This window comes from Coprococcus sp. AF102-57 (assembly GCF_027686195.1).
In the GTDB taxonomy this organism is placed as follows: domain Bacteria; phylum Bacillota; class Clostridia; order Lachnospirales; family Lachnospiraceae; genus Allocoprococcus; species Allocoprococcus comes.
In genome coordinates this window covers 15,463-28,884 of sequence record NZ_JAQCSY010000008.1, presented here as the reverse complement: position 1 = coordinate 28,884, position 13,422 = coordinate 15,463, and the positions used below count along the sequence as shown (strand labels likewise).

Annotated in this window: 10 protein-coding genes; all 10 read right to left on the bottom strand. The window is 40.6% G+C overall.

The features are described from left to right. Positions 1–229: 229 nt before the first annotated feature. The 10 genes from PGZ10_RS06895 to PGZ10_RS06850 all read right to left on the bottom strand — a co-directional run bounded on the left by PGZ10_RS06895 (position 230) and on the right by PGZ10_RS06850 (position 13,299). The gene (locus PGZ10_RS06895; RefSeq protein ID WP_270540978.1) at positions 230–3,274 is read right to left on the bottom strand and encodes an SrtB-anchored collagen-binding adhesin; all 3,045 of its coding nucleotides are present in this window, start codon (positions 3,272–3,274) and stop codon (positions 230–232) included. 474 nt (positions 3,275–3,748) lie between these two features. Beyond that, positions 3,749–3,910: a hypothetical protein gene (locus tag PGZ10_RS06890; RefSeq protein WP_243000039.1), complete on the bottom strand. Its 162-nt coding sequence runs from the start codon at positions 3,908–3,910 to the stop codon at positions 3,749–3,751. Between the two features lie 31 nt (positions 3,911–3,941). Further along, entirely contained in the window at positions 3,942–4,175 is a 234-nt protein-coding gene (locus tag PGZ10_RS06885) for a hypothetical protein (protein ID WP_243000040.1), read from the bottom strand. A gap of 113 nt (positions 4,176–4,288) precedes the next feature. Then, the gene (srtB, locus tag PGZ10_RS06880) at positions 4,289–5,101 is read right to left on the bottom strand and encodes a class B sortase (RefSeq protein ID WP_195250082.1); all 813 of its coding nucleotides are present in this window, start codon (positions 5,099–5,101) and stop codon (positions 4,289–4,291) included. 202 nt (positions 5,102–5,303) lie between these two features. After that, complete coding sequence (locus PGZ10_RS06875) at positions 5,304–6,260, bottom strand: carbohydrate kinase family protein (RefSeq protein ID WP_117555945.1); 957 nt, start codon at positions 6,258–6,260, stop codon at positions 5,304–5,306. Between the two features lie 51 nt (positions 6,261–6,311). Then, entirely contained in the window at positions 6,312–8,132 is a 1,821-nt protein-coding gene (locus tag PGZ10_RS06870) for an amylosucrase (protein ID WP_270540977.1), read from the bottom strand. Between the two features lie 104 nt (positions 8,133–8,236). Continuing rightward, positions 8,237–9,721 carry a glycoside hydrolase family 32 protein gene (locus tag PGZ10_RS06865; RefSeq protein ID WP_270540976.1) on the bottom strand — a complete coding sequence of 495 codons (1,485 nt, stop codon included), beginning with the start codon at positions 9,719–9,721 and terminating at the stop codon, positions 8,237–8,239. A 25-nt stretch (positions 9,722–9,746) separates the two neighbouring features. Then, positions 9,747–11,426, bottom strand: coding sequence for an ABC transporter substrate-binding protein (locus PGZ10_RS06860; protein ID WP_117822665.1), 1,680 nt, complete (start codon positions 11,424–11,426; stop codon positions 9,747–9,749). 21 nt (positions 11,427–11,447) lie between these two features. Then, the gene (locus PGZ10_RS06855; protein ID WP_173826182.1) at positions 11,448–12,344 is read right to left on the bottom strand and encodes a carbohydrate ABC transporter permease; all 897 of its coding nucleotides are present in this window, start codon (positions 12,342–12,344) and stop codon (positions 11,448–11,450) included. Between the two features lie 16 nt (positions 12,345–12,360). After that, positions 12,361–13,299: an ABC transporter permease gene (locus PGZ10_RS06850; RefSeq protein WP_117822661.1), complete on the bottom strand. Its 939-nt coding sequence runs from the start codon at positions 13,297–13,299 to the stop codon at positions 12,361–12,363. Between the last annotated feature and the right edge of the window lie 123 nt (positions 13,300–13,422).

Genomic DNA, 13,422 nt, shown 5'->3' with positions numbered 1-13,422 from the left:
CCTCGTTTCTTTCGATATTTGATAAGTTTTTTAATTGTGATTTCTTATTCTGGCGGTTTGGGAAGTACCAGCAAGCCCCCAGATAGTAAAGGGTAAAATCAATGCTTACGCACCCTTGACTATCCGTGTTCTTGCAGGTTGTAGGCAGACAAGCCAGAATAAGCAAAAATCTGCCGTTTGACAGCTTCGGCGGAGAGCGTGATTTTTCTTTCCTCATACCGTTACCGCCTTATGATTTCTTCATTTTACGGCGTTTGTAAAGATATGTTCCAGCCAGTCCACCAGCAGACGCAAGCAACATCACGATAAATGCCATTACATTTGTACTGTCGCCCGTTTTGGGACTGTCGCTAGGTCTGTTAGGCTTTTCCGGTGTCGGTGGTGTTTCGGGTTTCTCTGGTTCTTCTGGCTTTTCCTTAAAAGTAATCGTCTGTCCCTTATCCTCAATATCCTTATGCTCGGTAACTTTCTTCGGCTCGTCTGGATTGCTTAAATCGTATAATTCCTCAAAAGTTACAAGCTGTTTGCCGTCAAGAGAAGTAGCGTCAAACGTAAAAGCAACTTCCACTTTCATAGTTTCGCTGTCAGCAATAAAAGTGTAATCACTTTCCACACGTTTTCCATTGATAAGAAGTTCTGCATTTTCTTCTTTCAACATCTGCCAGCCCACAAGTTTGTACTGTGTACCGACTTCTAAGCCCTCTAAGGTTACGGTATCAATGATTGTAACGTCTTTTCCTGCTTTAATCTCTTTGTTGCCGTCCTTATCGGTAGCGGTAGTATGTATCTTGATGATACGCTCTGTGATAAGTACCGTTTGCCCGTCGTCCTCAATGTCTTTGTGTTCTGCAACTTTTACGGGTTCGTCTGGATTGCTGAAATCATATAATTCTTCAAAGGTAACAAGGTTTTTGCCACCTAAAGCAGACGCATTGAATGTATAGGAAATTTCCACTTTCATTTCTTCATCATCAGCGACAAAGGTATAATCGTTTTCTACACGTTTCCCGTCAATGATAAGCTCGGCGTTTTCTTCCTTTAACATCTGCCAGCCTTTCAACTGATACTTTGTGCCTTTTGTAAGTCCGTCTAATTTGACAGTATCAACGATTGTAACCTCTTTTCCTGCAAGGATAGTCTTTTCGCCGTCTTTGCTGGTCGCTGTGGTATGAATAGAGATTTCTTTTTCGTATTCATCAGTTAGCGTTCCTAAATCAATCACAAGGTTATTTCTTGATACCACGATTTCAAAAGGTGGGATAAGTTCAAAGCCTTTGTTACTATCGCAACGCATTTCTTCAATGATATAGGTATCATAAGGTAATGCCCCCTTGCTGTCGTCTGGTTCAGAAGTCCCAAACCACACACCATCCTCACTGGTCTTGCCTGCGTTTGTATTGTGCTTATGAGAAGCCCAGTCAGCAGAAGTGGAAAACTGCCCGTTATCATCAGTTACCACAACATGATTTTCGCCCGTTGTCTTGCTTGTGATCCTAAAAGGAACATCAGCAAGACGCTTATGTGTGCCTGCACCGATTTTTACACCCTCAATATCTCCACGCTTAATCTGATTGTAGATAGAATGAGCTTCGTCGGTTAAGTCCACGATTTTTCCATTTTCTGTGATTGTAAAATCAATCGGTTTTGCACCGTCAGTTAAGTAACCGTCGGGAGCTTCACTTTCAACAATACGGAATTTTCCATAAGGTAAGAGGTCAGAAGAAGTAGAAGCGATACCCTCAATATCTGTACGAATAGTTTTTACGATTTCATTTTTCTTATATAGCTTGCCCTCAACCAAAACAGAATTATCATTTAAGGAAATGATGTCAAAGACAGTATCTTTCAGAGTGGCACTTCCTTGTGGCTTTGTATCGCCCGTTTCTAAATCTCGTTTCTGAATTTTGACACCGCCACGGATAACCTTGTCTGATACGGAAAACTGGTTACTTCCAGATAATACGGCAAGGTCGCCGTCCTCGGTAATCTGTGTTACATATAAGCCCTTAATCTGTTCGGACTTATCGCCAGCCTGCATATATGCACCCTCTAACAAGTAGCCGTTTGGAGCTTTCGTTTCCTCAACGGTTAGCGTTCCAAGTGGAAGAACCGCCTTGCCGTCCTGCATATAGAAGCTATCGCCAGATACCTTGTATGCGTCCGCTAATTTTGTGATGTAGTGAGTTGTCCCGTCGCTGTCTGTTTCAGCGATTGTCTTTGTAACCCATGTACGAGTAGCTTCGGCAGGGAGATTGTCTTTATTATAGAAGCCAGCATAATACTTCCATGTAAATTCCGCACCTGCTAAAGAAGCGTTCCCTTGCGGATTGTCTTTCTGTGTTTCCATATCAATCTTGAAAAGCTCAATCAAAGTGTCCGTTACTTTTGGCGTATCAGATACTTTCAATGTTGCTGTCTTTCCAGCTTCAACCTTTAAGGAATATACAGTTTTATCCACTTTATATCCTGCTGGTGCGGATAATTCCTTGATATAGACTGTGCCAGCAATTACCTCTACAACGTCCGTATTTCCGTTTTTATCAGTCGTAAGGGTGGCAAGCTGTTTTGTGCAGTCCTTATCAGCAAAAACGCCATAGGTTGCACCAGCGATTGAGTAATTCCCGTTACCGTCTGTAATGCTGGTATTACTGGAAGTCTTTTGCAGTTTTGCATTTCCAACATTCAGTTTCGCCCAGAATTGTCCCAATTCCTGCCCCTCGCCAGAGTAGATATAACCGCCACATTCATAGCGTCCTTTATTTTCTTTGACAAAGGCTTTTGCACCAGAGAAAACTTCGTCCTGCGTAGCCTTTGGAATTTCATCATAAGAAGCTCGCACGTTATCGCATTGCCAGCCAAGATGTACACTCAATCTCTGCCAGACTACAAGCTGTCTTAAAAGGTAGGCGTGATTTTTGCTTATTCCGCTGTGGCTGTCTGTGTACTGTTTTACATATTCGATAGATAAAGCAACGTCGCTTATCTGGTCGACACTCATACGGGTGCTTGCGTCAGCTCTGGTCTTGTAGCCGTTCCTAAAATCTGTGTTAATGTCGATACAGTAAGCGTCCTCGCCCTCAACGGTCAAATGTCCCTCGTTAAAGGTAGAACCAATCGAACCGTCATTCATTACTTTTTCAACGATACCGACACGCTCTTTTGACTCCGTCCAGTATTGCTTGCTTTCTGCATGAACGGGTGTCGTCGGTAAAGCAGTAACGACAGTTGCAAGAGCTAAGAAGCCCGTACACAATCGTTTCCATGTCTTTTTCATAAATCTAATGCTCCTTTCATTTTTGGTAATAAAATAGCCGTCCAATAAGAACGGCTGGAAATAGAAAAGGAACGTCATTTTAGGCGTTCCATAGTCTATAAAATATTCAATTTTTTTTACTGATGTGTTACTCATCAAAATCTCAAATTAAGGTTATTTGACACCAATTTTGACACCAATTTTTTGTATATTGACGATTTTTGATGAAATGTGATAAATTCATAAAACCCGTGAAAAGCCTGTAAATAGGCACTTTACGGCACTCTATGAACTAAGACAAAAGCTACGCTGTAATAACAAGATACGAGTGCTAATTTTTTGAGATTTTTTTGCACCAGCTTTTAAGATTGCTTGTATGTCTTTTCTATTTATTCCAATCATAAAGAATCCTTTCGATTTTACAAATGTCGCAGATTCACACGATATTCTTTTAAAGACGCTTCATCGGCATTGGAAATCTGATATTCCAAATGCTTAATCAATTTCTTCTTTCCAGTTTCCCTTTTGAAGCTCATACTGTGAGATTTGTGTCATTTTCGACTTGTTATCCAGATATTTCTCCAGTTCGATTTCTCCCATAACTCTGTCAAAAGTCAGCACTGGATCACAGATGTCCAGATAATCTTGAATTAGCATTGGCAAATTTTTTTTCGGGACTGTTCTTTTTTCACAGCCCCTCAGCTACAGTTTTTTTACTCTCTAAAACAGAATTTACAGGATATTTTTTATACAAAAAAAGAACCTCACTGGTCGTTATTCCTGTTGTTCTGGCATATTCCTTTGATGTAATCTGTCTGCCCTGTCTCCATTTCCGATAGACATACTCCAGAAGGTCTTCTTCCAGTTCTCCTCTGGCTTTTGCAGTATCAATATTTCTGTTTTCTGTTTTTTTATCCGCCATTACTTCACTCTCTGTGTTCTTGTTTTCCTCTTTTGCTTCTGGTCAGTTACTTCAAACCATGGTTTTCCCCATTATATTGTTCTTTTTTTAAGTTTGTCAATGCATTTTACCTGTTAATCATCCGTTTCCTTTAATTTTGTCTGGTCTGTTGTCTGGGTATCGATACATACCGCATGAACAGCAAACCGTTTGCTGTATCCATTCCCGGTACAGGTGGACAGCGTCAGGATCTTGTTCGTTGACTTTGGTCTGATCCCGGTATCAAAATCCGAGTCTTTTACCATCTCGTCAATAAACGTCTGGTATTCTTCCCCCGGCTGATAACCGACTTTATATACATTGCCGCCATTCACCGCATCCTCATAGGAGAAGATCTGATAGCGGTAGGCAGTGCTTTCGGTATAGACCGTAAAGTACTGGTTCTTTTTCCAGAAGCCTTCATCCTTGTATTTCTTCAGACTGCCGAACATACTGCCATTGTTCATGTTGTGTCCGTAAATGATGTTATAAAGGTCGGAAAAATCTGACTGATTCAGTCCTTCCAGAAAGATACTTCCGGCGATATGCTTATTGCCATGGATATCTTTGCGCAGATATTTTTCGTTGTCCCCGGAGTGCACGATAGGATAGTTGATACCAAGCTCATTCTGATCGTCGAACCGTATCCAGCCGATGCCGTCCGGGTTTTCTGTTTTTAACTGGTCAAATTCGACTTTAATGTCGGTGCTCCACCAGTCTTTTTTCTTCTGCTTCCCGTCATCTGGTTCGGATTCATCACTGACATATTCTTCGGCAAGTTTTTCATAATCTTTCGTCGACTGCCATCGATCAATATACGGCGGCAGAATATTCCACAATGCCACACCTATCAGAATTACAGCCAGAAAAATCCATATCAGCCATCTATAAGAATTCTTTTTCCTCATGTCACGCTCCCGCTCTTGTTAGCTCTATCAAACTGCTATTGTCATTATGGAATGCACCGCCAGAAATGTCAATCCTTTTCTTCGCACTGTTTATCCATTGGAACTGCCAGCCAGTGTTTCTGATTCATGTACTTTGCCGGAGCAAGGTGATACATTTCGATATAATTGCTTATCATATCCGACTCTGCCTGAACTTCCATGATTAACATTGCAGATTCTGAATTTCATCTCTGGTTGGCATTACACGCAGTGCCCCTTTTCTTGTTGTAATCACAGATGCTGCCGCATTTGCAAAAGTCAGCATTTCCTTCAGGTTTTCTTCCTCTAAACCTTCCATTCCGTGTTCACAGATATAATGTAATACACAACCACAAAATGTATCTCCTGCTCCTGTCGTCTCAATTGTATTCTTCTGAAGGAACGGTTTTACTTCTACCATCGTTCCGTTATAGTATGCACGACTTCCTTCTTTTCCCATAGATACAAGGATCAGCGGAATCTGATATCTTTCTCTAATCCAATTTACCCCTGCCGTATAGTCTTCTTCACCTGTCAGCCATTGGATTTCATTGTCTGAAATTTTCAGAATCTGACAATGTGCTAATCCATACAATACCTGTTCCTTTGCCTCATCCAAAGAGTTCCAAAGTGGTGGACGTAAGTTCGGATCAAAGGAAATAACTGCACCGGATTCTTCTGCAATACGGATTGCTTCTTTTGTTGCTTCGCGCACTCCTCCATGTGTCATGGACAACGTTCCGAAATGGAAGATTTTTGTTTCTTTAATAAGTTCTGCCTGAACCTCTTCTTTATTCAGCATCATATCCGCTCCCGGATTACGATAAAACGAAAAATCTCTGTCTCCATCCGGATAAGTATGTACCATAGCAAGTGTCGTATGGATTTCCTTATCTGTACATAATCCACCTGCATCAATCCCTGCTTCTGTTATCGCATCTCTCAGCTGTTCTCCGAAAAAGTCTTCCCCTACTTTTCCGATAAATGCCGTCTTATGTCCGAGTTTCGTCAGCATTGCAAGTACATTGCATGGCGCTCCTCCCGGATTTGCCTCAAAAAGCGGATTTCCCTGATTACTTTTTCCATTTTCTGTGAAATCAATTAACAATTCTCCAAGTGCCACTACATCATATTTTTTCATTATATTCTCCATTCTGCCTCCAAAAATGACATTGCTTTTTCCATAAAATTCCTATTTTTTCACGCACCATCTGTACTGATAAGGATTCATCCATACCGAATTTATTTCCAGTTTTTCTCCTGTAAATAAATCCTCATATTCACCTTCCAGACAATTCAGCCATGCATTCTGTCCATATTCTGAAAAATTAGCCAGACAGATTAATTCTTCATTTCCTGCTGTTCTTCTAATCGCAAAAACCGCATAATTTCCTGTATCCCAGGTAGAAATACCGGCAGTTTCTCCAAAGCAATTTTCCTGACGCCGTATTTCTTCCATCTGCTTCAGACCATTCCAGATGTCGTACTGTACTGTACCCGCTTTTTTTCTCTTGTCTGCATTGTCCCACTGGAACGGACTGCGGTGCAGATACCTGCTATCCGCAGCAGTATCTGAATTTTTCTTATAATCATAATCATTTACCTGACCGATCTCGTCCCCGGATGAAAGCATTACAAATCCTTCCATACTCATACATGCCGCATGCATCATGAGCACTCTTTGGATTCCTTGTTTCACCTGTTCTAAATCCCCTTCAAATCCACCTTTTTCAATTCCGCACAAACTCGCAGTTGTTCCACAGCTTCTGGCATCTTTCGTCGCTGGATCGTAATTATATAATTCTCCTCGCGCAAAGCTATATGGATAAGTACCTTCAAAGAAATGATACAAATATTCTTTGTGCCGGATTGGGTTTATTTCCAGCTTTTTCTCCTGTTCTTCATCCAGTCCCCAGCCAATATCATCATGACAGCGAAGGTAATTGACAAAATAGCAGTTCTTCGGAAGGCTGTGGATCACATCCATCTGATGCTTCAACATCCTTGTGTCTCTCGTAGCCAGTGCTGCCCACAAATTTACCATGCTGGAAACTCCATATAACATATGACATTCCGGTTCACTCTCTGTTCCAAAATAAACCGGCAGTTCTTTTGGTTCCATAACAACCTCACCTTTCAGGATCACAGCCGGGCAGATCATTTCAACAATGATACGCAGCATCCGGACAATACTATGAACCTGGGGAAGATTTCTGCAGCTTGTTCCTAATTCTTTCCAGATATAAGGAACTGCATCAATACGAAACACTTCTACTCCAAGATTTGCCAGATACAGGATATTCCCAATCATTTCATTAAATACTTTCGGATTATGATAATTCAAATCCCATTGATAAGTATAAAATGTTGTCAGTACATGCCTGTGCATCTCTTCACACCATGTAAAATTTCCCGGAGCGGTTTCCGGAAACACTTGCGGCATAGTCTTTTCAAATTGATCCGGAATTTCTCGCGTCTCATAGCACTGATAACGATCCATATATTCCTGTTCGCCTCTCTTGGCTCGTATCGCCCACTCATGTGTATCTGCCGTATGATTCATAACTACATCCAGACATAAGCTGATGCCACGCTTTCTCAGCTCTTTTGTCAGTCTTTTTAACTCTTCGTTTGTTCCTATTTCCGAATCGACCTGCTTAAAATCTTCCACCGCATACCCACCGTCATTATATGGATGAGGCATCTTTAAAAGCGGCATCAAATGAAGATAGGTAATCTTCTGCTCTGACAGATAATCCAAGTGTTCTATCACACCTTTTAATCCCCCCGCAAACAGCTTCGGATACATCGTCATTCCAAGCATATTTCTGTTGCGATACCAGTTTGGTTCTTTCTCTCTTCTACCGTCTAATCTCCTAAGCTCCGCCGATCTGTCCTGATAAGCCCCTTCCAACATCTGCATTAGTTCTTCATAACATTGTTCATTGTGATATAACTGCAGATATTTTTCATGCAGTTCCTTCTCATATCTTTTTCTTCTTTCCTCTATCATCAATACTCTATGCTCCTATACTACAAAGGGGATTCCCGTTCCAGGAATCCCCCTATCATTATCCATACGTCTTCAAACTCCATGTAAGTTTTATCATGTATTTTCTAAACCAGATCGTATTTCACTACATCGATTTTAGCTGCACCTTCAGCAAAAAATGAAATTCCTTTTGCCTCTTGTTCTGTAAATAGGACAGCCGACATAACCTGCTCGCCATCATTAATAAATATTTCTGCGCTAAATCTATCCAAAATCACACGAAGCTTTAATTTATCGGCATCTCCATTTACCCGGCATCTTCTCTGATGAACCAATGCTCGTGCACTTCCTGAAAATTTTCTATCAATTTTCAGGACAGACTCATCCGGGCGGAAACTCAGTTCTGTATGAAACTTCTCATTCTGTGCAAAGCGTAATGCAATTTTTTTATAGACATTCCCCTTATCTTCCGGACGTATCACAAGTTCCATGTCTATGGTTCGTCCTTCGATTTTATCTAATGTGATCATATCATTATTTATTACCACATTGTTGTACTCAACTCTGTTTTTACGCATTGCATCAAGTTCTTTGACTGGAGTTTGGTAAAGTCTTCCGTTTTTTACAGACAATTCTCTCGGCAGACTCATCTGTGCAAACCATTTTGAATCGTTATCACGATGAGCTAGTGTATCCCAGTTCTGCATCCAGCCGATCATAATTCTCCTGCCATCTGGGGCTTCCAACGTCTGCATTGCATAAAAATCAATTCCATAATCCACAGATTGCGTAAACTGCTCTTTTAAGGTATATGTATCTTTGTCCATTTCTCCTATGATACATAAAGTACCGTTTCCATTATGAAATTCGAAGCCTTCCGGCAACATATCCTGTGGACTGGTCAAAAGAACGTGTTTTCCATCCAGTTCAAAGAAGTCCGGACATTCCCACATCTTTCCAAAACGTTTCTTATTTTCTGCAAGGATGCTGACAAATCCCCACTCAAATCCATCCTTGCTTCTATAAAGAAGAATCTGTCCACTTCCGTCTGCCGGTCTGCTTCCGATAACACAATAGAAGTTCCCGTCTTTTCCTTTCCAGATCTTTGGATCACGAAAATCCACTTTACTTGCACCTTCCGGAAGATCTTTGGCTGTCAGAACCGGATTCTTCTCATATTTCTTATAATCTTTTCCGTTGCCAACAGCCACTGCCTGTGTCTGAATATCCCTTACCGTTCCATCTTCCATTTTCTCCTGATCCACTGCAGTATAGATGAGCAGCTGTCTGCCGTCTCCTAACTCTGTTGCACTTCCTGAAAAGCATCCAATCTTATCATACTCTTCATCCGGTGCCAAAGCTGCCGGAAGATATTCCCAGTGAAGCAGATCCTTACTAACCACATGTCCCCAATGCATACTGTTCCAGTATGTATTGTATGGATGATACTGATAAAACAGATGATACTCTCCCCGATAGTATGAAAAACCATTCGGATCATTCATCCATCCGACATATGGACTCACATGAAAAACCGGTCTGTCTTTTGCTTTTATCTGCTTTCCCTGTTCATCTTCATATTTTCTAGCCTTTTCTAACATCTCACTCATGCGAATTCTCCTATTATTCATATCGTTATTTTTCTTCACTCAATGACTCCTGATACTGATCAAAGTATTTCTGTTTAATTGAAAGATAATCAGAAAGTCCATACTGTTCCATTTTCTTCAGATAGGAATCCCACTCTTTTTCAATTCCTCCATTCAGGATCCAGTCTGCTTTCTTCTGCTCTGCATATTTTTTAATATCGGTATCATACTGAGATACTTTATTGGTATCATCAATGCTCATAAAGACATTTGGGTAAACATACTTGCTATTCATATCCTGTAAATAAGTTTCATGCATATTGTCTAAACGCCATTTTGCATCTTCCGGCTGTGTTACATATACATCATAATATTCATTCAGTACTGCAAGTGGACCATTTACAGATTGTGCCTCACGTACTTCTACCGGCGACTGCGTTCCAAGATCCATGTGCTTCAGCATTTCTCCGCCATCTTTATTTTTGGTCAGTTCAAAAATGTTAAAAGAATCCTTTTCTCCATAAGTTCCCCAGTTATTCTGTGGTGACTGAAGGGGTGCATACATCTGATCGATCCATGCAGCAGCAAGTGCTGTGTCACGACAGCTGGATGTAAGGACACATCTTCCACGATCGAATCCGCTTGTTTCGCTGTTGTTCTGTCTTGTGATATTTCTCATTCCATTCGGTCCTGTCAAAGCCGGCAGCATAACATAATCTTCATTGTTATCAATATTTGCAATATCCCATGTAAAGCAGAGACCATATCGATGATTCTTTCCTTTTGCTACATAGGTGGACCACTCTTGTGTAAATGCTTCCGGGTCAACCAGATCCTCTGTTACAAGCCTATGCAACCATTCAATTCCTTCTTTATACCCCTCCTGAACCGTTGTATAAATAACTTTTCCTTCATCCGTTACAGCGAAATGATCCCCTGTATCTCCATAACCCTCTCCAAATCCATTGATCAAAATTGCAGGATCCTGATCTCCATTATTGATAATAAATGACATTGGGATCACATCACCTTCAATTGAAAATTCTTTTTCAAGTTCATCTGCATGATCACGGAACTGAATTAATACCTGTTCCAATTCATCTGTTGTTGTCGGAATCTCAAGTCCAAGATAATCCAGCCATTTTTTGTTAATATACGGAATATCTCCGATTGCCTGAATGGCTTCTTTCCCAGCTCCAAGCTGTTCAATCCATGGAAATGAATAAATATGCCCATCCGGTGCTGTACACATTGTCCTGTATTCTGGGTATTTTTCAAATACTGCCTGTAAATTCGGCATATATTTATCTATCAGATTTTCCAATGGAATAATGATTCCCTGCTTTGCATAACGCAACAGATCATACTCACTCATTCCGGCATTGAATAATCCATCCGGCAGATTTCCAAACTGGGCAAGTGCCAGGTTTTTCTTATCAGAAAACTGATCTGATACAAAACAAGTCCAGTCAATATGAACATTGGTCTGCTCTTCCATACGCTGAAAGATCACTCGTTCATTTGGCTCCTGTGTTGATGTAGCCGGTGCACTTGTAATAAAGGAAAGTTCTGCGGTTTCCTTCAATGGAAACTGCACTTCCGATACAGGTGTATCCGGATCAATTTCAGCTGCAAGCTGCCGCTCTTTTCCACATCCTGCAACTCCTACCATCATCGTCATAGACAGTACAATTACAAGTAATGCATTTACTTTTCTTTTCTTCATATCTGTATCGTTCCTTTCTTATTAGCCTTTTACCGATCCTACCATAATTCCTTTGTCAAAATATTTCTGGAAGAACGGGTACATTACTAACAGTGGTAAACTTGATACTACAATGGTTGCATATTTAAGCTGTTCTGCTATTTTTGCCATTTCTGCCGTGCTCTGGATATCGGCGATCATTCCCGGCTGTGGTGTATTCTGTACCAGGATAGAACGGAGCACTAACTGCAACGGCTGCAGATTTGCATCATTCAAATAAATCATTGCATCGAAATAACTGTTCCACATTCCAACGAAAGACCAGAGTGCCAGAACTGCAATGATCGGCTTACATACCGGAATCATAATTTTAAAGAAATGCTGGATCTCATTCGCCCCGTCAAGCGCAGATGCTTCTCTTAATTCTGTCGGAATTGATTGATAATAAGTTCTTGCGAGAATCATATTCCATACATTAAATGCCCCCGGAATCAGGATTGCCCACACCGTATTCACCATGTGCAGCTGATTGATCAAAATGAATGTAGGAATCATTCCACCCCCAAAGAACATTGTGATCAGGAAAATAATATTGAAAAATTTTCTTCCTACAAATTCTTTTTTAGACAACGGATATGCTGCCAGCAATGTCACAAAAACGGAAATAACTGTAAATGCAAGTGAATACAGGAAAGAATTTAAGAATCCACGCCAGATCATTTTATTCTGTAACACTCTTCGATATGCGTCTAATGTCCAGTCCTTAATGTTAAAACTCAATCCCTGGTTATTCAAAACAGTCGGATCCATAAAGGACGCTAATACCACATAGATAATCGGTATTGCTATAGAAAGGACGAATAAACCAAGAATGGTAAACCCGATTCCAAGGATTACTTTGTCTGTCCTTGAATATTTTTTCTTCTTTTTTTTCTCCATCTTTTCTCCCTCTTTCCTATAATCCTTCTCCGTCATTCAGTTTCTTAACAACCCAGTTTACAAAAATCAGCAAGATAACATTTACAACAGAATTGAAAAGACCTACTGCTGTAGAATATCCATAATCTCCATTCAAAAGTCCGATACGGTATACATATGTAGACAGGATTTCTGATGCTGGCAAGTTCATATCTGTCTGTAACGCATAAGCTTTTTCAAAACCTATACTCATAATATTTCCGGCCTGTAAGATAAACTGAATTACAATAATATTTTTAATTGCCGGCAGCTCTACATACCAAATCTGCTGCAGAAGATTCGCTCCATCCATGATGGCTGCTTCTTCCAGCTCCTTGCTGGCATTTGCCAATGCTGCTGTGTACATAATAGATGACCATCCTGCCGCCTGCCAGATTCCACTTGCAATATAGATTGTCCGAAATGCAGAAGGCATTGTCATCCAGTTTGTACTGATTCCGAGTACTTTATTCAGCGGTCCTACAGGTGATAAAAGCATACGGACCATACCACAGAGTACAATGACTGAAATAAAGTTCGGCATATAGATCAAAAGCTGGACTTTCTTCTTAATTCCTGTCTTTCGGATACGATTCAGAAGCAATGCAAGAATAATCGGAACCGGAAAGCCCCACAGCAATCCGTAGATACTCAATTTTAATGTATTCATCAGATAGTTCATAAAATCCGGTGAAGATAAAAATCGTCTGAAATACTCAAGTCCGACCCAGGGACTCCCAAGAATTCCTTTGATTACATTGTAGTCTTCAAAAGCAATCAGAAGACCACCCATCGGGAGATACTTAAAAATAATTGTCAGCAAAAGTCCCGGCATCAGGAAGAAAAGATATAACTGCCAGTTTTTCTTCACATAAGTCATCTTTTCTCTCCAGGTTCGCTTACTTACGGACTTTGCTTGGTTTTGCATTCTTTTCATGCATTTCTTCCTCCATTCCTTTAACTTATCGTGCAAAACCGGTTAAGTAACCGGTTACTTTATGATTTGATAATACTATATCCATCTCACTCTGTCAACACTTTTATGCACTAAAATAACCGG

Excerpts from the sequence above, each read along its gene's own strand:
- PGZ10_RS06895 (WP_270540978.1), bottom strand. The coding sequence starts at position 3,274 with ATGAAAAAGACATGGAAACGATTGTGTACGGGCTTCTTAGCTCTTGCA.
- PGZ10_RS06890 (WP_243000039.1), bottom strand. The coding sequence starts at position 3,910 with ATGCTAATTCAAGATTATCTGGACATCTGTGATCCAGTGCTGACTTTT.
- PGZ10_RS06885 (WP_243000040.1), bottom strand. The coding sequence starts at position 4,175 with ATGGCGGATAAAAAAACAGAAAACAGAAATATTGATACTGCAAAAGCC.
- srtB (WP_195250082.1), bottom strand. The coding sequence starts at position 5,101 with ATGAGGAAAAAGAATTCTTATAGATGGCTGATATGGATTTTTCTGGCT.
- PGZ10_RS06875 (WP_117555945.1), bottom strand. The coding sequence starts at position 6,260 with ATGAAAAAATATGATGTAGTGGCACTTGGAGAATTGTTAATTGATTTC.
- PGZ10_RS06870 (WP_270540977.1), bottom strand. The coding sequence starts at position 8,132 with ATGATAGAGGAAAGAAGAAAAAGATATGAGAAGGAACTGCATGAAAAA.
- PGZ10_RS06865 (WP_270540976.1), bottom strand. The coding sequence starts at position 9,721 with ATGAGTGAGATGTTAGAAAAGGCTAGAAAATATGAAGATGAACAGGGA.
- PGZ10_RS06860 (WP_117822665.1), bottom strand. The coding sequence starts at position 11,426 with ATGAAGAAAAGAAAAGTAAATGCATTACTTGTAATTGTACTGTCTATG.
- PGZ10_RS06855 (WP_173826182.1), bottom strand. The coding sequence starts at position 12,344 with ATGGAGAAAAAAAAGAAGAAAAAATATTCAAGGACAGACAAAGTAATC.
- PGZ10_RS06850 (WP_117822661.1), bottom strand. The coding sequence starts at position 13,299 with ATGAAAAGAATGCAAAACCAAGCAAAGTCCGTAAGTAAGCGAACCTGG.